This is a genomic window from Pseudomonas sp. GXM4 (assembly GCF_008923895.1).
Classification (GTDB): Bacteria; Pseudomonadota; Gammaproteobacteria; order Pseudomonadales; family Pseudomonadaceae; genus Aquipseudomonas; species Aquipseudomonas atacamensis.
On record NZ_WBRZ01000004.1, the window covers coordinates 16,977 to 39,871 of the forward strand.

General features: G+C 59.2%; 22 protein-coding genes and 1 tRNA gene. 15 read left to right on the top strand and 8 right to left on the bottom strand.

The features are described 5' to 3' along the window. Positions 1-5: 5 nt before the first annotated feature. The 7 genes from rplT to F8N49_RS01505 all read left to right on the top strand — a co-directional run bounded on the left by rplT (position 6) and on the right by F8N49_RS01505 (position 5,127). The gene (gene rplT, locus F8N49_RS01475; protein WP_002553161.1) at positions 6-362 is read left to right on the top strand and encodes a 50S ribosomal protein L20; all 357 of its coding nucleotides are present in this window, start codon (positions 6-8) and stop codon (positions 360-362) included. A gap of 109 nt (positions 363-471) precedes the next feature. Beyond that, positions 472-1,488, top strand: coding sequence for a phenylalanine--tRNA ligase subunit alpha (gene pheS / locus F8N49_RS01480; RefSeq protein ID WP_003226365.1), 1,017 nt, complete (start codon positions 472-474; stop codon positions 1,486-1,488). A 26-nt stretch (positions 1,489-1,514) separates the two neighbouring features. Further along, positions 1,515-3,893 (top strand): phenylalanine--tRNA ligase subunit beta, encoded by a 2,379-nt coding sequence (gene pheT, locus F8N49_RS01485; RefSeq protein WP_151550661.1) that lies wholly within the window; start codon positions 1,515-1,517, stop codon positions 3,891-3,893. Positions 3,894-3,896: 3 nt separating this feature from the next. Next, positions 3,897-4,199 (top strand): integration host factor subunit alpha, encoded by a 303-nt coding sequence (ihfA, locus tag F8N49_RS01490; RefSeq protein ID WP_002553164.1) that lies wholly within the window; start codon positions 3,897-3,899, stop codon positions 4,197-4,199. Beyond that, a complete protein-coding gene (locus F8N49_RS01495; RefSeq protein ID WP_003179985.1) occupies positions 4,180-4,536 on the top strand; it encodes a MerR family transcriptional regulator in 357 nt (118 codons plus the stop codon). The genes ihfA and F8N49_RS01495 overlap by 20 nt, the downstream gene beginning before the upstream one ends. A gap of 89 nt (positions 4,537-4,625) precedes the next feature. After that, a tRNA-Pro gene (locus F8N49_RS01500) sits at positions 4,626-4,702 on the top strand. A gap of 209 nt (positions 4,703-4,911) precedes the next feature. Continuing rightward, the gene (locus F8N49_RS01505; protein WP_136493979.1) at positions 4,912-5,127 is read left to right on the top strand and encodes a hypothetical protein; all 216 of its coding nucleotides are present in this window, start codon (positions 4,912-4,914) and stop codon (positions 5,125-5,127) included. A gap of 422 nt (positions 5,128-5,549) precedes the next feature. Here F8N49_RS01505 and rtcR read toward each other — a convergent pair whose 3' ends face one another. Then, positions 5,550-7,154, bottom strand: a complete 1,605-nt coding sequence (rtcR, locus tag F8N49_RS01510; protein WP_136493980.1) for an RNA repair transcriptional activator RtcR — start codon at positions 7,152-7,154, stop codon at positions 5,550-5,552. A gap of 196 nt (positions 7,155-7,350) precedes the next feature. On the opposite strand from rtcR, the gene F8N49_RS01515 reads away from it, so the two are divergent. The 3 genes from F8N49_RS01515 (at position 7,351) to F8N49_RS01530 (ending at position 10,235) form a co-directional block, all read left to right on the top strand. Then, entirely contained in the window at positions 7,351-8,577 is a 1,227-nt protein-coding gene (locus tag F8N49_RS01515; protein WP_130929166.1) for an RtcB family protein, read from the top strand. Positions 8,578-8,748: 171 nt separating this feature from the next. Next, positions 8,749-9,774, top strand: a complete 1,026-nt coding sequence (gene rtcA / locus F8N49_RS01525; protein WP_151550662.1) for an RNA 3'-terminal phosphate cyclase — start codon at positions 8,749-8,751, stop codon at positions 9,772-9,774. Positions 9,775-9,947: 173 nt separating this feature from the next. Then, positions 9,948-10,235 (top strand): hypothetical protein, encoded by a 288-nt coding sequence (locus F8N49_RS01530; RefSeq protein ID WP_122707059.1) that lies wholly within the window; start codon positions 9,948-9,950, stop codon positions 10,233-10,235. Between the two features lie 79 nt (positions 10,236-10,314). Here the strand turns inward: F8N49_RS01530 and F8N49_RS01535 are convergent, their stop codons facing one another. Both F8N49_RS01535 and F8N49_RS01540 read right to left on the bottom strand, forming a co-directional pair. Then, entirely contained in the window at positions 10,315-10,530 is a 216-nt protein-coding gene (locus F8N49_RS01535) for a hypothetical protein (protein WP_151550663.1), read from the bottom strand. Positions 10,531-10,657: 127 nt separating this feature from the next. Next, a complete protein-coding gene (locus tag F8N49_RS01540) occupies positions 10,658-10,933 on the bottom strand; it encodes a hypothetical protein (RefSeq protein ID WP_151550664.1) in 276 nt (91 codons plus the stop codon). 185 nt (positions 10,934-11,118) lie between these two features. Between F8N49_RS01540 and F8N49_RS01545 the strand changes: the two genes are divergently transcribed. Beyond that, a complete protein-coding gene (locus F8N49_RS01545; RefSeq protein ID WP_024012417.1) occupies positions 11,119-11,448 on the top strand; it encodes a hypothetical protein in 330 nt (109 codons plus the stop codon). A 30-nt stretch (positions 11,449-11,478) separates the two neighbouring features. Here F8N49_RS01545 and F8N49_RS01550 read toward each other — a convergent pair whose 3' ends face one another. From F8N49_RS01550 to F8N49_RS01560, 3 genes are all read right to left on the bottom strand, one after another. Next, on the bottom strand, positions 11,479-12,423 hold the full coding sequence (locus tag F8N49_RS01550) for an alpha/beta hydrolase (protein WP_016774066.1): 945 nt from the start codon (positions 12,421-12,423) through the stop codon (positions 11,479-11,481). Positions 12,424-12,536: 113 nt separating this feature from the next. Next, positions 12,537-13,535: an NAD(P)H-quinone oxidoreductase gene (locus F8N49_RS01555; protein ID WP_151550665.1), complete on the bottom strand. Its 999-nt coding sequence runs from the start codon at positions 13,533-13,535 to the stop codon at positions 12,537-12,539. Between the two features lie 61 nt (positions 13,536-13,596). Next, positions 13,597-14,796: a YbfB/YjiJ family MFS transporter gene (locus F8N49_RS01560; protein WP_122751111.1), complete on the bottom strand. Its 1,200-nt coding sequence runs from the start codon at positions 14,794-14,796 to the stop codon at positions 13,597-13,599. A 111-nt stretch (positions 14,797-14,907) separates the two neighbouring features. On the opposite strand from F8N49_RS01560, the gene F8N49_RS01565 reads away from it, so the two are divergent. Both F8N49_RS01565 and F8N49_RS01570 read left to right on the top strand, forming a co-directional pair. Continuing rightward, complete coding sequence (locus tag F8N49_RS01565; RefSeq protein ID WP_073474263.1) at positions 14,908-15,783, top strand: LysR family transcriptional regulator; 876 nt, start codon at positions 14,908-14,910, stop codon at positions 15,781-15,783. A gap of 181 nt (positions 15,784-15,964) precedes the next feature. Continuing rightward, positions 15,965-16,471: a hypothetical protein gene (locus F8N49_RS01570; protein WP_024012422.1), complete on the top strand. Its 507-nt coding sequence runs from the start codon at positions 15,965-15,967 to the stop codon at positions 16,469-16,471. Positions 16,472-16,512: 41 nt separating this feature from the next. Here F8N49_RS01570 and F8N49_RS01575 read toward each other — a convergent pair whose 3' ends face one another. After that, complete coding sequence (locus F8N49_RS01575; RefSeq protein WP_122707070.1) at positions 16,513-17,235, bottom strand: pirin family protein; 723 nt, start codon at positions 17,233-17,235, stop codon at positions 16,513-16,515. Positions 17,236-17,455: 220 nt separating this feature from the next. Here F8N49_RS01575 and F8N49_RS01580 point away from each other — a divergent pair, with 220 nt between their 5' ends. Both F8N49_RS01580 and F8N49_RS01585 read left to right on the top strand, forming a co-directional pair. Then, positions 17,456-18,406, top strand: a complete 951-nt coding sequence (locus tag F8N49_RS01580) for a GlxA family transcriptional regulator (protein WP_073474265.1) — start codon at positions 17,456-17,458, stop codon at positions 18,404-18,406. Between the two features lie 90 nt (positions 18,407-18,496). Next, positions 18,497-19,969 carry a winged helix-turn-helix domain-containing protein gene (locus tag F8N49_RS01585; protein ID WP_151550666.1) on the top strand — a complete coding sequence of 491 codons (1,473 nt, stop codon included), beginning with the start codon at positions 18,497-18,499 and terminating at the stop codon, positions 19,967-19,969. Here F8N49_RS01585 and F8N49_RS01590 read toward each other — a convergent pair. Then, a complete protein-coding gene (locus F8N49_RS01590; RefSeq protein ID WP_151550667.1) occupies positions 19,934-22,783 on the bottom strand; it encodes a winged helix-turn-helix domain-containing protein in 2,850 nt (949 codons plus the stop codon). The genes F8N49_RS01585 and F8N49_RS01590 overlap by 36 nt on opposite strands. Positions 22,784-22,895 lie beyond the last annotated feature (112 nt).

Consider the following 22,895-nt stretch of genomic DNA (forward strand, 5'->3'; position numbering starts at 1 on the left):
AACTCATGGCTCGTGTAAAGCGTGGCGTCATTGCCCGTAAGCGTCACAAAAAAATTCTGAAACTTGCTAAAGGCTACTACGGCGCACGCTCCCGCGTATTCCGTGTTGCCAAGCAAGCGGTAATCAAGGCAGGCCAATACGCCTACCGTGACCGTCGTCAGAAAAAACGTCAGTTCCGCGCTCTGTGGATCGCTCGTATCAACGCTGGTGCTCGTGTTAACGGTCTGTCCTACAGCCGTTTCATCGCTGGCCTGAAAAAAGCGTCCATCGAGATCGACCGTAAGGTTCTGGCTGATCTGGCAGTGAACGAAAAAGCGGCGTTTGCTGCGATTGTCGAGAAAGCTAAAGCCACCTTGGCTTAAGTACCCCCGACAGTCACCCGGCCTCACCTCTGTGGGGCCAGGTGTTAAACGTCATAAATAGGGGAAGAGCCTTCAAGCTCTTCCCCTATTTTGTATCTGGAGTCTGTACATGGAAAACCTGGATGCGCTGGTCTCTCAAGCACTAGAGGCTGTGCAAAGCGCTGAAGATATCAATGCCCTGGAGCAAATCCGGGTTCAATACCTTGGCAAGAAGGGCGAATTGACTCAGGTGATGAAGACCCTGGGGAATCTGCCGGCCGAAGAGCGTCCGCAAGTCGGTGCGCTGATCAACGTTGCCAAGGAACGTGTTACAGGCGTTCTCAATGCGCGCATGGCATTGTTTGAAGAAGCCGAGCTGGCTGCCAAACTGTCTGCCGAATCCATCGACGTGACGTTGCCGGGCCGTGGCCAGACCTCCGGCGGTCTGCATCCGGTCACCCGGACTCTGGAGCGCGTTGAGCAGTTCTTCACCCGCATTGGCTACGGCATTGCCGAAGGCCCAGAGGTCGAAGACGACTACCACAACTTTGAAGCGCTCAACATCCCAGGCCATCACCCGGCCCGGTCGATGCATGACACCTTCTATTTCAATGCCAACATGTTGCTGCGCACCCACACCTCGCCGGTACAGGTCCGCACCATGGAATCGAAGCAGCCGCCGATCCGCATCGTCTGCCCAGGCCGCGTGTATCGCAGCGACTCCGATATCACCCACTCGCCGATGTTCCACCAGGTCGAAGGCCTGCTGGTCGATCGCGATATCAATTTTGCCGATCTCAAAGGCACCATCGAAGAATTCCTGCGGGTGTTCTTCGAGAAAGAACTGGCCGTGCGTTTCCGTCCTTCGTACTTCCCGTTCACCGAGCCATCCGCCGAAGTCGATATGGAATGCGTGATGTGCAGCGGCAAAGGCTGCCGCGTCTGCAAGCAGACCGGCTGGCTGGAAGTGATGGGCTGCGGCATGGTTCACCCGAACGTGCTGCGCATGTCCGGCATCGATCCGGAAGAGTTCTCCGGATTTGCCTTCGGCATGGGCGTCGAGCGTCTGGCCATGCTCCGTTACGGCGTGAACGACTTGCGTCTGTTCTTCGACAACGACTTGCGGTTCCTCGCGCAATTTCGCTAGTCGTAACGAATTCTTAGGAGAGCAGGATGAAATTCAGTGAACAATGGCTGCGTGGCTGGGTCAGCCCGCAGGTAGATCGCGACGAGCTGGTTGCCCGTCTGTCGATGGCCGGTCTTGAGGTCGATAGCGTTACGCCGGCCGCCGGCGTATTCAGTGGTGTGGTGGTGGGTGAGGTGCTGAGCACCGAGCAGCATCCGGACGCCGACAAGTTGCGCGTATGCCAGGTCAGCAATGGCGCGGAAACCTTCCAGGTCGTGTGCGGAGCGCCAAACGTGCGCCCGGGCCTGAAGATTCCGTTCGCCATGATTGGCGCAGAGCTGCCGGGCGACTTCAAGATCAAGAAGGCCAAGCTGCGTGGCGTCGAGTCCAACGGCATGCTGTGCTCGCAGGCAGAGCTGCAGGTCGGTGAGGGCAACGACGGTCTGATGGAGCTGCCGGCCGATGCGCCGGTGGGCGAAGATTTCCGTGTGTATCTGGATCTGGAAGACGCCAGCATCGAGGTTGACCTGACCCCGAACCGTGGCGACTGCCTGTCCCTGGCCGGTCTGGCCCGTGAAGTCGGCGCGCTGTACGCCGTGCCGGTAACCCGTCCTGTGGTGACTGCGGTTGCAGCGGTACACGACGAAGTCCGTTCGGTCGAGGTGCTGGCCCCAGCTGCCTGCCCACGTTACCTGGGTCGGGTCATCCGTAACGTCGACCTGTCGAAGCCAACTCCGCTGTGGATGGTTGAACGTCTGCGTCGCGCTGACGTGCGCAGCATCGACGCTGCGGTCGACATCACCAACTACGTGATGCTTGAGCTCGGCCAACCGCTGCACGCTTTCGATCTCGCCGAAATCAATGGCGGCGTTCGTGTGCGCATGGCTGAAGAGGGCGAGAAGCTGGTTCTGCTCGACGGTCAGGAAGTCAGCCTGCGTAGCGATACGCTGGTCATCGCTGATCACACTCGTGCACTGGCGATCGCTGGCGTCATGGGTGGCGAGCACAGCGGTGTTTCCGCGACCACCCGTGATGTGTTCCTCGAATCTGCGTTCTTTGATCAGATTGCGGTTGCCGGCAAGGCACGTTCTTACGGCTTGCATACCGATGCTTCGCATCGCTACGAGCGTGGCGTTGACTGGCAGCTGGCCCGTGAAGCCATGGAGCGCGCCACTGGCCTGCTGCTGGAAATCACTGGCGGCGAAGCTGGTCCGATCATCGAGACCGTCAGCGAGCAACATCTGCCATCGATTGCACCGATCACTCTGCGTGCGCAGCGCATCACCCAGATGCTTGGCATGGAAATGGATTCGGCACAGGTCGAGCGTCTGCTCAGTGCATTGGGCCTGAGCATTACCGCTGATGGCGAAGGCCAATGGCGAGTTGAAGTGCCAAGCCACCGCTTCGATATCAGCCTGGAAGTCGACCTGATCGAAGAGCTGGCTCGCCTGTACGGTTACAACCGTTTGCCGGTTCGCTACCCGCAAGCGCGTCTGGCGCCGCAAGCCAAGGCCGAAGCGCGTAGTGATCTGCCTGAGCTGCGTCGTCTGCTGGTTGCTCGTGGTTATCAGGAAGCGATCACTTACAGCTTCATCGATCCGCGTCAGTTCGAACTGTTCAATCCAGGTGTCGAGCCGCTGTTGCTGGCCAACCCTATCTCCAATGACATGGCGGCCATGCGTTCGTCGCTGTGGCCAGGACTGGTCAAGGCGTTGCAGCACAACCTCAACCGTCAGCAGGATCGCGTGCGTCTGTTCGAGAGCGGCCTGCGCTTCGTTGGTCAGCTTGAGGGCTTGAAGCAAGAGCCTATGCTGTCCGGGGTTGTTTGCGGGAGTCGCTTGCCGGAAGGCTGGGCGCAGGGTCGGGATACCGTCGACTTCTTCGACGTAAAGGCTGACGTGGAAGCGGTACTGGGTTTCGCTGGTGCCTTGGATTCGTTCACCTTTGCTCCAGGCAAACACCCGGCGCTGCATCCGGGGCAGACCGCGCGCATCGAGCGTGAAGGTCGCGAAGTAGGCTTCATTGGTGCGATCCACCCAGAATTGTCGAAAGCCTTGGGGCTGGATCGTCCGGTGTTCGTCTTCGAACTGGTTCTGGCGGAAGTGGCGCTCGGTAAAATGCCGAAATTCCACGAGTTGTCGCGCTTTCCTGAAGTGCGTCGTGACCTTGCGCTGATCGCGCACAAAGACGTCGCGGCCTCGGCTGTACTGGACGTAATCCGTGAAAATGCAGGCGAATGGCTCACAGAGCTCAGGCTGTTTGACGTGTATCAGGGTAAAGGTATTGATCCTGATAGAAAAAGCCTTGCAGTTGGCTTGACCTGGCAGCATCCATCGCGCACTCTTAATGACGATGAGGTGAATTCGACGACGCAAAATATCCTCACCTCGCTCGAACAAAGGTTGAACGCCACGTTAAGGAAGTGACGTATGGGGGCTTTGACGAAAGCTGAGATGGCGGAACGTCTGTATGAAGAGCTGGGCCTGAACAAGCGGGAAGCCAAGGAATTGGTAGAACTGTTTTTCGAGGAAATCAGGCACGCTCTTGAAGACAACGAGCAGGTCAAATTGTCCGGTTTCGGCAATTTCGACCTTCGGGACAAACGCCAGCGGCCTGGCCGCAACCCGAAAACGGGGGAAGAAATCCCGATCACGGCTCGCCGTGTGGTCACCTTTCGTCCAGGGCAGAAGTTGAAGGCCCGAGTTGAGGCTTATGCTGGAACCAAGTCATAACGACGAACTACCCGTCATCCCGGGCAAACGCTACTTCACCATTGGTGAAGTCAGCGAGCTGTGTGCCGTAAAGCCACACGTGCTGCGCTACTGGGAGCAGGAGTTTCCTCAGCTCAACCCCGTCAAACGCCGCGGGAATCGCCGGTATTATCAGCGCCAGGACGTGCTGATGATCCGGCAGATCCGCGCGCTCCTTTACGATCAGGGTTTCACCATCGGCGGCGCACGTCTGCGTCTGTCCGGCGACGAAGCCAAAGACGATACCACCCAGTACAAACAGATGATTCGTCAGATGATTGCCGAATTGGAAGATGTCCTGGTGGTGCTCAAGAAATAAAAAGCGGCGTTTGAATACTTCCAGTTTTCAAACGCTTGCGATATATTCTTGAGCGCTCTTCGAGGTGAAGAGCGAGATGCAACATCAGTCGGGGCGTAGCGCAGTCCGGTAGCGCACTAGCATGGGGTGCTAGGGGTCGAGTGTTCGAATCACTCCGTCCCGACCATATTTTTCAATGACTTAGGCCAATGTTCACAGCATTGGCCTTTTTCATGTGTTTGAGATGCGCGGGGCTGCTCGATCACGCCTGCGACTCGCACTACCAAGTGTTTGGGTTGGTCAGAATGTCCGCTCGTCGAGCAAATAGCACTCTCTGTGCGCCGATCTCCTCTCACTTATTAAGCGCAGCCCCTGCGCCACTGATGGGAGAGAATGATGATCGACGACAACAATGGCCCTGAAGCGTCATATCCGGGACCAAGTGAGCAAAACCCTGACACTGGCGAGGGCCATGATTCCGGCTTGGAGCAAGCTGATTCTGAGCCAAAGCAGGGTACCGACGAACGACCAGAGGACTGGAATCCGCCACCCGGCAATCCTGGTTCAGATCAAGATGCCCAGACCGGTCGCGATAACGGCGGCGCAAAATAGGCGCATCGAATTATTTCGTGTACGAGACCCGGCCATCGCGCCGGGTTTTTTATTGCCACCGAATCCTCTCCCAACGTAGCCGAGATTTATGTGGGGACGGTTATCTGGGTTTTAAGGGCGAAGCCGAGCGGCGCCGGCACCTGAATGATCGATCCAGGCGCCGGCAACAAGCGTGTTTACTCGACTATGCAGATCCAGCGGTGGTTGTATCGGTACGGCGCGCGAGTGAAATGAACATCTGAAACCATCTTCATGCCGCGCTCTTGAAGCGCTTCGGTCAGTTGTACGAGTGTCTCTGCCTGGATAGTCATTGCTGTCACCTCGTCAGATTTACTGCGTTCATAATTCTTGACCGAGAGATCAGGCGGCTAATTCATTTTTTCTACAGTAGTCATTAGCGCCGCATAAGCAGGAATACAGCGTTACTTCGCGCCAACTACCTCACCCCATTCAAGCCCGAACCGCCCCAGATACTTCCTCAAGCGATCGGCATCATTGGGTTGCGCCTTGGCCTGCCGGGAAACCCCGAATAACTGTCGGCCGGCATCCGACAGGCTGTCCGCCTTCTGGCACACCTCAATGACAGCCTTCAACTGCAAGCGATCGAACAAGTCCATGCTCTCGCCATCTCCTGGCAACTCAGTCGATAGCGCAGAGGGATGCGCCAAGCCCCACGCATATCGCAATCGTTCGATCTCATCATCGACCTGCGCTTCATCGATGCGCCCGCTGTCGGCCAAAGTCGCCATCCGCGTAATCGATGCGGACAGCTCGCGAAAGTTGCCCAGCCAGGCTGCTGCAGGTGAGCTGGCGAAGGCCAGGTAGCGTCGGCGTGCTTCCAGATTGAAGCGCACCCGCTCACCCTGTTCGCGAGCATGGCGTTCCAGTTCGAAGTCGATGTTCGGCTCGATGTCTTCGCGGCGCCCGGCGAGGCCTGGCAGGTCGAACGTCCATAGATTGATCCGAGCGTACAGGTCCTCGCGAAACGCGCCTTCGGCGACCCGGCTGCGCAGGTCGCGGTGGGTGCCAGCAATGATCAAAAAATCACTCTCGACTTCCTTGTCCGAGCCCAGCGGGAAGAAGCGTTTCTCTTCGATTGCTTTTAACAGCATCGCTTGTTCGTCTGCGCCGAGCTCACCGATTTCATCGAGAAACAACATGCCACCATCGGCGGCGCGCAGCAGGCCATCGCGAGCGTTTTGCGCGCCGGTGAAGGCGCCTTTGACGTGGCCGAACAAGGCCGACATCGCGCCGTCGCCACGCAAAGTGGCGCAGTTGACTTCGACAAAGCGTCCCTGCATCTGATGGCGATTGCGTTTAAGTTCGTAGATGCGCCGCGCCAGGAAGGATTTGCCGGCGCCGGTCGGGCCGATCAGCAGCATGGGGGCTTTGGAGCGCAGCGCAACGCGCTCGATCTGCTCAATGGAGCGGTTGAAGGCCGGGTTGCGCGTGGCGATGCCGGACTTGAGAAATTCCAGGCCTTCGAGACGTTTGCTGGCGAAGCGTGAAGCAATCCGATCATAGCGCGACAGATCGAGATCGATCAGCGCATGAGTGCCGCAGGCGGGTTCGTTATCGTTTTTGCGCTTGGCGGGGGAGGTCTGGATCAGCCGGGCCGGCAGGTAACGCGCCTCGGTGAGCAGGAACCAGCAGATCTGTGCGACGTGGGTGCCGGTGGTGATGTGGACGAGGTAATCCTCGTGCTCGGTGTCAAAATTGTACGCAGTGGTGAAGTCGTGCAGGGCGCCGTACACCTCCTCGAAATCCCAAGGGTTGCGCAGCGACATTGGATGCAGGCGCACTTCGGTGCTTGGAGAAATCTGCTGGATGTCCGCTCGGACGCGCTCGGCGAGGCTGACGTCGCGCGCGTCGAGGCCGTGAATCAATTCAAGCCGATGGATAGGGAGACCTGTTTGTTGGCACAGACCTACGCTTGGTCGCCAATAATTCCAGCGGCTGGCACCTTTGCCGACACGATCCAGGGTGGCTCCGATAAATCCGATGGCGACCGTGTGTTTGCTGGGCATGCTTATCTCATAAGATAAATGACGATATGCAATGATAATTTTGCTGGGCTGATTTGTCTTCCATAGATTACCGAGACTCGTCGCATCAGAGAATAAAGGGTAATAAAATCAAAAACATAGCAGAAACAACCATGGCCGCATCCAAAGCTGGCACAGCGGCTGCAATGCTGATGGAAACGAACATGGACACTAAGATATGAAAGACCAAACCTACCAGCTTCTCGAAGTCGCCAACGGCAAACCCATCAAACTCTGGACCGAAGGTGTCCCGGTTGAAAACGAAGCCCGCGCACAGTTGATGAACACGGCAAAAATGCCGTTCATCTTCAAGCATCTGGCGGTGATGCCCGATGTGCACTTGGGCAAGGGCTCGACAATTGGCAGTGTGATTCCAACGGTCGGCGCGATCATTCCCGCAGCGGTGGGCGTCGACATCGGTTGCGGCATGATCGCTGCGCGTACGTCGTTGACGGCTGCAGATCTGCCAGACAACCTGCATGGATTGCGTACTGCAATCGAACAAGCGGTGCCGCACGGCCGCAGTTCGAATCGTTCGCGGCGAGACAAAGGCGCCTGGGACGAGGTTCCGCAGCAAGCCGATCAGGCCTGGGCGGGGTTGCAGCCGCGCTTCAAATTGATCACCGACAAGTATCCGAAACTGGCCAATACCAACAACCGGGCGCACTTGGGGACGCTCGGCAGTGGCAATCACTTCGTCGAAGTGTGCCTGGATGAAGCCAACCGGGTGTGGTTCATGTTGCACAGTGGTTCGCGTGGCGTCGGCAACGCTATCGGCAACCTGTTCATCCAGATGGCCCAAGCCGATATGCGCCAGCACATTGCCAACCTGCCGGACCGTGACCTGGCCTATTTCGAAGAGGGCAGTCAGCATTTTGATGATTACGTGGAGGCGGTTGGCTGGGCGCAGGACTTCGCCAGACAGAACCGTGAACTGATGATGCGCGCAGTGATTCAGGCCACGCGGCAGATCATCCACAAGCCTTTCGAGGTCGCGCTCGAAGCGGTCAATTGCCATCACAACTACGTGCAGAAGGAACGGCATTACGGTGAAGACGTGCTGATTACCCGCAAAGGCGCCGTGTCAGCGAAGAAGGGCGAGCTGGGGATTATTCCAGGCTCGATGGGCGCCAAGAGCTTCATCGTTCGCGGTCTGGGCAATGAAGAGTCATTCAGTTCCTGCAGCCATGGCGCTGGGCGCACCATGAGCCGCACGAAGGCCAAGAATACCTTCACCGTCGCCGATCAGATTCGCGCCACGGCCCACGTGGAATGCCGCAAGGACGAAGCGGTGATTGACGAAATTCCGATGGCCTACAAGGACATCGACAAAGTCATGCACGCCCAGCGTGAGCTGGTGGAAGTGCTGCACACCCTGCGTCAGGTGGTGTGCGTCAAAGGTTAAGCAATCGGTACTGGCGCGAACGCCTTTGGGCCGCGTCGTCCGGCACGGCAGCGTTTCATCGCGGCTGAGCCTGAGCGAGAAGTACCGACACTATTGAAAACTCAGGAAGATTCACGACGGCTAAATGGTACCTCCGAGACACCGTCGGGCTGAACGCGTAAGGGATTGGCAATGAAAGACATAATTGAACTGGACGGCGCCATTGGTGGTGGCCAGGTGTTGCGCAGTGCGCTGAGCCTGTCGATGGTGACAGGCCGGGCGTTTCGTATTAAACAGATCCGCGCCAGACGCAGCCGTCCAGGACTGCTGCGTCAACATCTGACAGCCGTGATGGCGGCGGCCGAGGTTTGTGGTGCAGAGATATCTGGTGCGCATCTGGGGTCGCGAGCCCTGAGCTTCGAACCGGGCGAGATTAGCGGAGGCAACTTTCAGTTCGCTATTGGCACGGCGGGCAGTTGCACGCTGGTGCTACAGACGCTGTTGCCAGCCTTGTTGCAGGCGCCGCAGGCCAGTCGAGTGACAATCTCCGGTGGCACCCACAATCCGCTGGCACCGCCGGCGGATTTCCTCTCGCGCAGTTGGCTACCGCTGCTGCGGCGCATGGGCGGCGATGTCGAGCTGGAGTTGCTGCGTCATGGTTTCGTACCGGCTGGCGGTGGCGAGATTGCCGTGACGGTGCAGCCGTCGCGCCTGACGCGACTGGATGTGTGTGAGCGCGGCGAGGCGATTTCACGGCAGGCTCTGGCGCTGACTGCCGGACTTGCGCCTACCGTCGCTCAGCGAGAACTGAGCCAAGTGGCCAAGCGGTTGAACTGGCTTGCGGAGGCGCTGCAAGCGGTGACGCTTGATCCGGCGCGCGGCCCGGGCAATGTATTATTGCTGGAGTACGTTTTCGAACACGTCACTGAAGTGTTCAGCGCATTTGGCCAAGTGTCGTTACGCGCTGAGAAAGTAGCGGATGCCGCGATCAATCAGGCTGCTGACTGGCTGCGTAGTGGTGCTGCGGTGGCTGAGCATCTGGCCGATCAGTTGCTGTTGCCGATGGCGCTGGCCGGTGGTGGATCGTTCACCACGCCGCGCATGACTGATCATTTGCGCAGCAACATTGAAGTCATCCAGCTGTTTTTGCCCGTCCGTATCGATTGCCAGGAGGAGGGCAGTGATCGCTTGCGGATAGCAGTTTCACAAACTCATTAGTAGCGACCTGCGATCCCGAAGGCAGTCGCAAAACTTCACTGAGAGCGCCACTAGCCTTCAGCCATTAGCACATCCGACCTAATTGCCCCTGTTCCGGCTCGACCTTAAAGTCCTGTCGCTTGGCAGCTGACTGTCAAATTTTTCCGGTACAAAATCAAAAAGGTCGATCTGCAATGAACTCATCAAGGACTATTCCGGTTCTCGCTTTAATCGCAACACTGGTCCTCGCGGTCACTGGATGCCAGACCGTAAAGCCCGGGGAGAGTGATCTCAAGAATCGCGCACAGACCACCATCGGCAAACCCGTGATCAAGGTTTCCAACATCCGCAGTGACTTCAATACAACTTTCTATACCGCTCAAACCGAAAGCGGTGAGTATATGTGCGAGCTGCCGAGCGGCCCGATGGTAGCTCTGGGTTCCATGGGCATGGGACTGGGCGCTCAGTGCACCAAGCAATGACGAACCAGTCTCTTTGCCGCTAAAAAAGGCCAATGTCGATGACATTGGCCTTTTCTCTTTAACGAATACTCGGCGCAGATCAGTTGGTTTTCGAGTTCAACTTGCGCAGTTCTTCATAGGTTGCCGATTGCACGAACCAGAAGCCGGAGACGATGCACCAGCCCAGGGTACCGCCTACGAACATACCGAAACCCGAGAGAAAGCTCTGGCTCATCATGAAGAGCGAAACGATCAGGATGACCGCCAGTGCGATGTAGAGAACGATGTTGTTGACGCCGATGACGAAATCTTTCATTTGCATTCCTTGGATGTATTTTCCTCTGGCCGCCCTCTATGGCGGCCAGTGCGCGCATCATATTGATATCACCCGGTGTTGCGCTAGTTTCGCTGTCGGATTTTCGTTACTAAAAGCGAATCCACCTTTACTGAGCGGGTTTTTTATCCAGGTCTTTGGAATCGCTCGACGTCGCGGCATCCTTCTCTGTCTCATGCGGCTCTGATCCCGCGTTGGCGCCTGAGGACTCTTCGCCTTTCTTGTTCGCCTTCTCGTCATGGTCGCGAGAGCTTTCTGCATGATTGACGCCGGGCAGGGCCGTGGCAGGGGTGGCTGCGCCCGCCGTGGATTCGGCTGCCGAAACGTGAATAGGGCCGATCAGGCACAGGCTGAAAAACCACAAGGCGAAAATTTTCTTGTTCATCACGTGGGCCTTCTGCGCGGTGGGATGTACAGCGTTGGATAGGCCTGTCTGGCGAAGGTGCGCGGTACTGGACGAACGGCGAATTTCACCCTGATGAGAAAAATCCTGAGAGCAGGCAAATTGCTGGCCCCCAGAGACATTTCGCCCCGGCAAAATCGCCTTTTTTCAAAAGGTTAGGTTGGCTTATGCGGACGATTGTCATCACCGTTGCGATGCTTTCCCTGGCTTTGATCGCCTCGGGAGTGCAGGCAAAAGAGTTAAGCAAGGGCCATCGCTTTGCCTGCACTTGGGGCTCGGATATCGCTGCCGGGGCGCAGCGATCAAAATTGTCAGGAGTTTCACTGTATGGCGCGCGCAAGCAATTGCAGGTTCGCCGGTTCCAGCAGCCTTGGATGCGCATGACCGCGATGGGGATTACCGAGCAGACCTACAACAGCAGTTCCAAGCTCAAACCGGCAGCGGTCAAGCAGACCTATTATGAGCAATGCGTACGCCATGAGTTGGCTCGGCGCTGATGCCTCTTTATCCAGCACTGGTAACACAGCTTAGGAATCGCCAGAACCCTTGGCGACTGCTGGCCCGGCCACCCGCGGCAACGGCTTGCTCTGCATCAACGCATCCAGAGCCTTGCGATACCCCTGACCGCCAAGCGCCATGCTGTTGTTGTGCGTTGCTCCGGGCACCAGCAACAGGCGCTTGGGCTGCTCAGCGGCATTGAACAGCTGCTCGCTGAAGCGCGGCGGCACGAAGGCATCAGCCAGGCCATGCACCACCAAAAGCGGCATATGAATGTCGGCGATCTTGTCGATGGAATCGAATTTCTGCGAGAGCAACCAGCGCACTGGGAGCGAGGTGTTGGCCACGGCGGCAGCGACATCAGCCAGGGAAGTGAAGGTTGATTCGATGACCAGACCGCGTACCGGCAGAGGTGTGTGGTTGCGCGCCGCGTTCTGTCCCAGTTCGGCCGCCAGATCAATCGCCACCGCGCCACCGAGAGAGTGGCCGTAGATCAGGCGCTTGTTCGGGTCCGGTTGCAGCAACTGGAAGCGCTCCCAGGCCACGCGGGCATCCTCATAAACGCTGCTTTCGGATGGTAAATCACCCTTGCTTTGGCCGAACCCTCGATAATCGATGGCCAGCACTGAATAACCCGCCGCTCGCAGTTGTTCGATGCGAAACAGTTGCCCGGTGAGGTTCCAGCGCACGCCATGCAAGTAAAGGATTGCCGGGGCATTGGCACGTTCCGCCGGCCACCACCAGGCATGGATGTTCTGCCCGGCCTTGAAACTCTTCGGTTGCAGATCGAGTTCCTGAACGCTGCCGGGCAGTCCGCGATACCAGCCGGCAGTGCCCGGCTCAATGCGAAAAAGCAGTTTGCGCTCGGTGTGTTCCAGCACCGCACAACTCGTCGGCACGCCAATGATCAGCGCGGCCATCATGGCGAATGCCAAGCGGCGGCGTCGCAGACGAGTCAGCAAGGACAGGAACATTAATCGTTTCACCACGGCGCAGACAAAGAACGCTTTTTACCAGATGCCTCGGTCTGCGCGTGATTATTTTCGACCACCGTGCATGTGCAACGATTACAAGATGCTGCAATCACTCACGCCACTTGCAGGACGATCTTGCCGATATGATCGCCGCCCTCCATGCGGGCATGGGCCTGAGCCGCGTCAGCCAGCGGGTAAACCTTGTCGATGATCGGCAGGCAGCGCCCGGCGCTGAGGGCAGGCCAAACGTGTTCTTGCAGTTGACCGGCGATGGCGGCTTTCTCCGCAGCGGTACGCGCGCGCAGCAGCGAACCGGTGACCACCGCGCGTTTGCCGAGGATCGCCAGCAGATCGATGTCGTTGGCGCGGGCGCCGCCGAGGAAACCGAGCATCACCAGTCGGCCGTCCATCGCCAGTGCGCTGATGTTGCCGTTCAGATACGAGCCACCCATGATGTCGAGAATTACGTTCACGCCTTGATCTGCGGTCTTCTCGGCAATGACTTTGGCAAAATCTTCTTCCCGATAGTTGATCGGCTGCCCGCCAAGTTTACTGATTGCGGCGCATTTTTCAGGACTGCCGGCGGTGGCGAACGCCTCAATACCGAATTCACGACAGAGCATCAGCGCGGTGGTACCGATGCCGCTGGTGCCGCCGTGAATCAGCACGCGCTGGCCGGCCTTGGCACCGCCGAGGCCGAACAGGTTGGCCCAGACGGTGAAAAACGTTTCCGGAATCGCGGCGGCCTGGACCCAATCGACTCCATCCGGCACAGGCAAAGTCTGGCCGGCTGGCACCGCGCAATACTCGGCGTATCCGCCGCCATTGGTCAGCGCGCAGACCCGATCGCCGACCGCGAAACGCGTTACTCCAGCGCCAACCGCGACCACTTCGCCAGCCACCTCAAGTCCGGGAATCGGGTCCATCCCGGGTTTCATCGGATATTTGCCGGCGCGCTGCAAGGCATCCGGACGATTGATGCCGGCAGCGTGAACGCGGATAAGCACTTGGCCTTCGGCAACGGTCGGCAGAGGCACGCGCCTGGCTTGCAATACTTCAGGGCCGCCGGGTTCGGTGATTTCAATACGGGTCATTTCGTTGGGCAGTGACATTGTCGATTCCTGTGAAAAAGGTCGTGTAGATGGGAACGCTGGCAGCGCGCAATGATTCCCTTCAGTTCGCCGCGCAACGGGGTTCAGTTGTAGAGGGCAGCCAGCGCATGGCTTGCTCCAGCAGTAGAGCGACGACGATTGCGCCAGCGGCGATCACAAACAGCAGCGTGTGCTGGCCGCCCGAGGCATTGAACAATGCCGAATAGGCAAACCCGGCCAGCGCCTGAAAGGTTGCGAATGACACAGTGGCACGGCTCCAGGCGATCTGCTGACGGTGATGCGACGGCACCAGTTCATGCACCCGGGCCAAGGCCAGCGGCACGATGCCCGGCGGGAAAGAGCCGAGAATCACCGCCAGTAAAGCCAGCGCCAGAAATGAATGGGAGACGGCAAGCAAACCGAGGGCGATGGCTTGCACTACCAACACCAGTCGAATACCAGTACGGGCGCCAAGCTGGTCAGCCAGAAACCCGTAAGTCACCGGTCCGACAATCGCCCCCAGGCCATACATGACCCAGACCATTGCGCCGATATGCGCCCCGGCACCCAATCCACGCGCTACGTAATCCACCAGAAACACCATGGCAGGCACCAGCCCGGCGGCCATGAACGCGTATTGAGCGAATAACAGGTAAACGCCCGACGGTGTTGGCTCATCAGCCGACGTTGCGTGCGCAGCCACGGCATGCGTGGTATCCGCAGGCCAGCCGAACCAGCTCACCGCGGTCAGCAACAACGCCAGCGCGCCCAGTCCCAGCCATGTTGCCTGCAAGCCAAGAGTCAGCAGTGGCGGCACGATGGTGCCGGAGCCGGCAATCCCCAGGCCGATGCCAAGGAAGATTGCGCCACTGGCCAAGCCTCTGCGAGCAGCCGGAACGTGAGGCAGCACGGTTGCCGCCACCAGCACCATGATCGCGCCACCAGCAATCCCGGAGAGCAAACGCCAGCCGAAGAACCAGCTCACCGACAGCGGATAAGCACAGGCAAAAAATGCTCCCGTGACCGCGAGCATCATCAGGCGCAAGGCGTTGCGGTTGCCTGTTCGGTGAGCCATGGGCCGACCGAGCAGGGCGCCGATCAAGTAGCCGACCAGATTGGCCGCGCCGAGGTAGACGACATCATTGGCGGAAAACCACTGCGCCTGAATCAGCGAAGGGATCAGCGGCGTGTAGGCGAAACGCGCCAGGCCAATGCTGACCAGGCTGGCGCAAAGCCCGGCGAAGATCGGCAGCCAGATGCCGGTAGAGTTTGCAGTACGCATGATCGCGATCTCACAAGAGGTGTATGGCGCTCAGCTTATCGGCTATCTTTGCTGCGCATACGCAGCGATTAAGCGGCAGAGTGATGCAAAAATGCTTCAAAGAGGATCCGTATGAATTGGGATGATGCGCGAGTATTTCTGGCGGTCTGTCGCGAGTCGACATTGCGCGGGGCTGCGCGTGTTCTGGGCGTCGACCAGGCCACGGTCGGACGGCGCATTACTGCGCTGGAGAAGGCATTGAGCGCGACGCTGTTCCTGCGTACCTCCGACGGTTATGCGCTGACCGCCGTTGGTGAAGCGGCGCGTAAAAGTGTGGAAAAAATGGAGCATTCGGCGCTGGAACTGGAGCGACACATCCACGGGCTGGATGACCGTCTGACCGGTAACGTACGGGTCAGCACCACCGACTCGATGGCCATTGACTTCATCATTCCGGCGATGGCGCGCCTTCATGATCAACATCCAGATGTGCAGATCCAGCTGGATGCGTCGACGCAAATCCTCAGTCTGGCCAAGCGCGAGGCCGATATCGCGGTGCGCAATACCCGGCCGGATAACCCTGATCTGATCGCTCGACGGATCGCCCGTTGGCCTGTAGGACTTTTCGCTGCGCAGGCCTATGTCGATCGCCATGGAGAACCGCAGCCCGGCAGCGCGTTCGAGGGCCATGATCTGGTGGTCTATCAGCCGTACTTACAGAGCAAAAAAGACCTTACGCTGGTCTCTGAACCGTTGACCCGCGGACGCATCGTCACCACGCTCAGCTCCAGCCTTCTGGTGCGCCGCTCTATTGCCGCTGGCCTCGGGGTAGGCGAGATACCTGTTTACATGGGCGAACGCGACGGCCTGGTCAGACTCTGGCCGGAGCGGACCCGGCCGCAGCCGTATGAAGTCTGGCTGGTCACCCACGCCGACTTGCGCCACACCGCGCGGGTACGGGCCGTAATCGAGCAGATCGTGGAGGCGTTTGCGCTGGAAAACGAATAAGTGGTTCAGGGTTTTGCCCGAGGCTACAACTGCTGACGAAACAGCCTACGTCCGAGACAGAATGGGCCGGCTTGTTGTAGTCCGTGATGAGTTCTATTGTCACTACAGCTCGATGCAGACCTCAGTGACGCATCGAAACGGAGAGCCAGGGAAGGCCGCGTAGCCGCAGAAAGGTGTCGAATTGAAAATCAGGGAAGTGAATCAATATGCAGTCACGGACAGATCGGACGCGGGGCGGGACAGGCAAATCATGAGCAGCATAAGTCGCGAAGAATTCGATGCCAGGATAGAAACCATCGAGACCAGGATGGATGGCCGCGTGGCAGAAATGCGCGCCGACATTCGCGGGTTCCTGGCTGCTCAGGCAGAGCGGGACAAGGTCTATCTTGAACGGGACAAGGCACTACAGGAACGGGACAAGCGTTATGACCTGATGTGGATGGGCGTGCAGAAAATTGCCGACGAATCGCGGGAAGCGATCAGGCAGGCATCGACGGTAAAGGCCAATTACTGGGCTGCCACCACTGTGCATTTTCTCGGCGTGGCTTCCTTGCTGGTTGGCGCACATTTCGCCAATCAGGCGGCGGTGTTGACCACGATCCAAACCACGCTGGCAGCGATTCAGATTGGCAAAGAGGTATCGTCACCCAAACCGGTCGTACAACCCTCAACAGTGCCGCCGCAATAAAAAACGGCCTTCAGTGGAAGGCCGTTCTGCATCGAGCCAGATCATGGCATTTCCGGCAACTCCTGAGGGCGCAAGTCGAACACCAGCACTTCGGAATCGATACCGTTGCTCAAAGTGAGCAGCTGTTCTTCACGAACCCGCACGCCGTCGCCTTCCTGCAAGGCTTGGCCATTGAGTTCGACACTGCCACGCGCAACGTGCACGTAGGCGTAACGATTGGCCGGCAATTTCAGCGTGGCACTTTCCTTGCCGTCGAATAACCCGGCGTAGACCCGCGCATCCTGACGGACTTTCAGAGAACCGTTGCTACCGTCCGGCGAGATGATCAGTTGGAGGCGCCCGCGTTTTTTCTGCGCGCTGAAATGTTCCTGTTGATAGCGCGGTTTAGCGCCGCTGACGTCCGGCACGATCCAGATTTGCAGAAAGTGCACGGGCTTGGTGGCCGAGTGGTTGAACTCACTGTGCGCCACGCCGCTGCCGGCACTCATCAATTGCACGTCGCCCGGACGGATCACCGAGCCAGTGCCCAGGGTGTCCTTGTGTTCCAGCGCGCCTTCGAGCACATAGGAAAAGATCTCCATGTCGCGGTGCGGGTGCTGGCCAAAACCTTTGCCTGCCGCGACGCGGTCATCGTTGATCACCAGCAGATCGGAGAAACCCTGTTCACGCGGATTGCGGTAGCTGGCGAAAGAAAAGGTGTGAAACGACTTCAACCAGCCGTGATTGGCGAGGCCGCGATCGGAGGCTTTGCGAAGAGTCAGCATGATGAAATCTCCTGGTTGGACGTGAATTCGTCCGAGTGAGGAGAAGGTTACTGGTTACCTTGGGAGGCAATAAGTAGATGGAAATTGAAAGACTGTCCGGCTCAGGTTGACAGTTTTGCGTTATGGTTCACGTATTCGATTACGCTCATCACGACTCAGTTGGCCATAATGCCCCGGCTGTAACGTGCGTCTTGACCCTTGAATATGTGTGATGCCTCCCATGAAAACCGTGGCAATGGTGCTGTTCCCCGACTTTCTGATGCTCGACATGGCCGGGCCGCTGGAAGTGTTTTCAGTCGCCAACCGTTATCTGAAACCTGATTTGCACTATCAACTGACGACACTAGGGACGGAGCGCGGCTTGCTCAAGGCTTCCAATGGTGTGCAGGTTCAGGCTGATCTGCACATCGACGAGGCGGCCGAGTGCTATGACCTGTTATTGGTGCCCGGCGGCCCCGGCGCCTATAACCAGAGATTTCCCGAGCTGTTTGGCTGGTTGAAAAAAGCCGTGCCGTGCGCGGAGCGTTACGGTTCGATTTGTACCGGCGCATTCATCCTCGGCCATGCCTGCCTCCTTGATGGTTATCGCGTCACCACGCACTGGAACTACACCGAGCGCCTGATCAAGGCTTTCCCGAAAACCACGGTGACCACCGACCAGATCTACGTTGAGGATCGCAATCTCATCACTTCGGGGGGCGTGACCGCTGGCATCGATCTGGCGCTGGCGGTGGTGGCCAGGGATCACGGCAAGAAAATCGCCCAGGACGTCGCCAAGGTGTTGTTGGTGGTCATGAAGCGCCAGGGCGGGCAAGCGCAGTTCAGCCCGTTGATGGCGGCAGTCTCACCGCAAGAAACGCCCATCACCCGCGCGCAGAATTACGTACTTGAACACTTGGATGAGCCCTTCACAGTGGAGCGCATGGCCGGATTGGCCAATATGAGCGCACGGCACTTTGCTCGCCTGTTTGCTCGTGACATCAACATGACGCCGATGGAGTTTCTGCAGAATGCCCGCATTGACTGCGCGCGAAACCTGTTGGAAACCAGCGATCTGCCACTGAAAACCATCGCCTACAAAAGTGGTTTCGGCAGTGTCCGGCACATGCGCTCGCTGTTCGCCGAGAAGCTCGGTCTTACGCCGTTACAATACCGCGAACAGTTCAGCTAGAGCGGTTCTGTCCGTCAGACGCAGCCGGATGTCCGTGCTGCGTCGGCTCCGGCGGTTGTATCGTCACGCAACAGTGCCAAGATGTTTGGCATGAATAATCACAACGACACAAGCCAAGGTTCGGTGCTGCGTTTTGGCCCCTACGCCTTTCATGTGCGCCAGCGTCTGGTTCTTGAAGGCGAGCAGCCGCTACGCATGGGCGGGCGCGCCATGGACATTCTTCAGGTGCTGCTCGAACACGCGGGCGAGGTAGTCAGCAAAGAGCAGTTGATTGCTCGTGTGTGGCCGACATCGATCGTCGAAGAGATCAACCTGCGGGTGCACATCGCGGCGTTGCGCCGCGCACTGGGCGACGGCACCAACGGCCAGCGTTACATCATTCACGTGGCGCAGTGCGGCTACAGTTTTGTCGCCCCGGTGGAGCAGGGCACAAGTGATGCGCTGCACATGCCCGCTGCCGCCCTCACGCCACTGCACAATCTTCCGGCACGACTGACGCCAGTCAGTGGGCGCGACGCCCTGATCGGTAGTCTGGTTCGACAAATGCCGGTGTGCCGCTTGATGACCATTACCGGTGCGCCGGGTGTTGGCAAAACCACTGTGGCACTGCGCGTGGCGGAGTTGCTGCTGCAATACTTTCGTGATGGCGCCTGGTGGGTCGACCTTGCCAGGCTCGAAGATGACAAACCCTTGCTCGACCACCTGTTGCACGCCCTGAATACAGACTTTGTCAGACTGACGGGCCGGCACGCATTGTTGGTGCTGGATAACTGCGATCACCAGCGCGACAGTTGCGCGGTTCTGGTAGAGACCCTGTTGCATGCCGCGCCTCGCCTGTCGATTCTGGTCACCGGCCGCGAAGCCTTGCACATTCCACAGGAAGCCGTTCATTACGTGCCGCTGCTGGCGATTCCCAAGCGCTCGACATTGAACACCGTCGAAGAAGCCATGGGCTATCCGGCGGTGCAGTTATTCGTCAATCGCGCGCGAGCGCGGCAGCAGGGCTTCAGTTTGCGCCAACAGGATTTGCCGGGTGTGCGCGAAATCTGCCGCCAACTGGACGGTCTGCCGCTGGCGATCGAGCTCGCCGCTGCGCAGATCGACGCGCTGGGCTTGATCGGTTTACAGGCACAGGTTGAAAACGGTCTGCAGTTGCTTGGCCAAGGACGGCGCACCGCGGAGCCGCGCCATCAGTCGATGGCCGCTGCGATCGATTGGAGCTTCCAGTACCTGACGGAAATGGAACAGCGTGTGCTGCTGCGGCTGTCGGTGTTCAGCACGGGCTTTACCCTGGAGGCGGCACTGAGCGTGATCAGCAGCGTGGATCTGGCGGGATCCAGGTTGAGCGCGTTTATCGAAGGGTTGGCGCGCAAGTCGTTGCTCATTCAAGAGCCCAACCGGGCGACGGCGCGCTATTGGATGCTCAACACCGTGCGCCGCTATGCTCGTGACCGCTTTGAGCGCAGCGACGACAGGCTCGAACTGCAACAGCGTCATGCGCGCTATCTCAGCAGAGCGCGCAACGCTTCAGGCCGGGCACTGCTCGCGCAGGCTGTCGAGTAGCAGGCGGACCTTGCGCAAGTCCGGTGTGGCGTAGCCTTCGGTGAAGCGCTGGTAGAGAGGGCTGAGCAAATCCCATGCTTCGCGATGGCGGGACTGGCGTTGCCATAACTGCGCAAGGTCCGTGGCGCTGCGCAGTTCCCAAGCGAGGGCGCCCTGGCTTCTGGCGATGGCCAGAGCTTGTTGCAGGGTTTGTTCGGCTTCTCGGGTTTCAGCGGTGTCTGAGCCGGCCGATTCGCGAGCAGGCTCGCTCCCACAGGATGAACCCTTCAACAATGCCGCCGCCCGCGCCCGCAATATCTCCGCTGCACTCCATCCCGCATCGCCATTGCGCGCGCGCTCCACCAGTGCCTCATCGACAAAACGCTCATCCAGCGTAACCATCACTTCCCGAATCAGACCGCTGCTCTGTGCTGGTACGGGCACGGCATTATCCGGATCGATCACCTGCGCATACTGCCGCGCCCAATTATTGAACAGCAGCACCGAATGCTTCTGCGACTGCTCCAGCAACAATTGCAGGAGCGCGCGGGCGTTAGCGGCGTCACCGTTGTAATGGGCGATCAGACAACTGGCCAGCGCCAGGGTGTAACAGATCGATGTGCCATGGTCGATCTGCACGGCAATATCCAGCGCCTGCCGTGCCGCGCGCCATGCCTGTTCTGGCAGACCCTGCAACCACAGCACGCGAGCCAGCACCGTCAGCGAAGCGACGCTTTGGTCGTACTGCACGCCAAAGCCATGGGTGAAACGATTGAGATGGCCGCTGTGGGCCATGCGTTGCAGCACCTGCTCGGCATGTACGCGGGCCTGCGGTTGGTCGCCGGCATAATGCAGGGCCAGCACCCGCAAGCGATGCGTGCTCAGCGACAGCAATGGCTCGCCGTGCACGCCGATGCGATCAAATTGCTCACTCTGCGCCAGCGCCATGCGGTAATGCCCGCAACTCAGATTGACCGCCATATGCCCCGATATCGCCCGCAGTTGCCCGGCCAAGTCACCGTGTTCTTCGGCTAAGCGGCACGCGTCGATGAAGGCCTGGATGGTTTGTGGCGTGCCGCCCCAGGTGTGGTAGCTGGCGCTGCCGAGCGCCAGTTTCAAGGCGATTTGCAGGCGAGGGCAGGGCGGCAGGAGCGAGCCTGCTGGCGAAGCCTCCAGCAGACTCAGTGCCCGGCGCACATAGCGGCTGTAATCGCGCAGCAACGACAGCTCCTGCCACAACGGTGCCGACGCGGCTGCCAGTTGCACACCCAGCTCATCCGGGCCCGGCCCGTCGAGGCTCCAGTCCAGCGCCGCGCGCAAATCCTCCAGCCCCCTGGCATAGCGCTCCATCCACAATACAGTCGGAGTATTGTCCCAATCCGCCTGCGCCTGCTGCATCAGTGTCAGGCAGCGCTGGGCGTGGCGTTGGCGGGTTGCGCTGAGCTCGTCGGCCTGCTCGAGTTTTTCCAGTGCGTAGTGGCGCGTGGTGTCGAGCAAGCGATAGAAAACATCTTCGTCGCCCACTTCGACGCTCAGCAGGGATTTCGCCACCAGTTGCGTGACAGCGGTGAACACCGCGCCGGGATCGATCTGTTGGCCGATGACCACCGCTGCCGCCGAGGCGAGGGTGAAGCTGCCGCGAAATATTCCCAGTCGCCGCAGACAGGTTTGTTCGCAGGCGTTGAGCAGGTTGAAGCTCCAGTCCATCGTTGCGCGCAGGGTCAGGTGGCGCTCGGCGCTGCTGTGGTCTCCGGCCGACAATGGCGGCAACCCCTCGCGCAATTGCTTGAGCAATCCGTCCATGCCCAATTCGCTGACCTGCGCGGCGGCCAGTTCCAGCGCCAGCGGAATGCCGTCCAGGCGCAGGCAGATTTCGATCGCCTGCGGTAGCTCGGCGCGACTCAGTTGAAAGCTTTCCCGCGCCGCGGTCGCGCGCTCGACAAACAATTGCAGCGCAGCAAAGCCCAGCGCCTCGGCCGGCTCCATCGGCGTCGACATGGACGGGCATTCGAGCGATTCCAGACGCTGCACGAATTCGCCCTCCGCGCGCAGGCTCTCGCGGCTGGTGGCGAGGATATGCACCTTTGGCGCTCCCCGCAGAATCTGCTCGCTGAGCGACGCGACCGCATCGATCAAGTGCTCGCAGTTGTCGATCACCAACAACATTTGCCGTTCTCGCAGGCCGTCGACCAGACCAGCCAGCGCATCGCCTTCTGGCGCGGACAGATCAAGCAGCGTCGCCAGATGCGAGCCGATCAGTGCGGGATCGGCGATGGGCGCCAAGTCCACCAGGCGGATGCCGTCGCGATACTGGTCGAGCAATTGTTCGGCGACGCGCAGGGCGACGGTGGTCTTGCCAATGCCGCCGGGGCCGACCAGAGTGATGCAGCGTCGGCGCGGCAGTTGCGTAATCAAGTGATCGATCAGGGGTTGGCGACCAATCATCCGCGTACGACGCAGCGGCAGGTTGTGCCGGGGCGCGGCGACCGCAGGCGTTGCTTCGATGCTGTCGAGCACGAACGGTGCGACAAAGCTGTAGCCGCGCTGCGCCACGGTGACGATGTAGCGCTGGCCGTTCTGCCCATCGCCAAGCGCTTTGCGCAGGGCCGCCATGTGCACGCGCAAGTTGATGTCTTCGACGACGCTGTCTGGCCAGACCCCGGCCATCAATTGCTGTTTGCTCACCACTTCACCGGCATGGGCCAGCAAAATCAGGAGGATGTCCATCGCCCGCCGTCCCAGGCGCAAAGGCTGTTGGCCTTCAAGTAGCAATCGTTGCCCGGGATGAATCCGATAGGGGCCAAACGCAATGGCCTGATTCGGGGAAAAGCTCAACAGCGCGCTCCTGCGGTGATGCGGCGGACAGGGCGAATCAGTCCCTGGCGCATGCGCAGGCCGTCTGATCCGGGGTGTCCGGGCATAATCCTCAGGTTTGAGCATCAGTGCA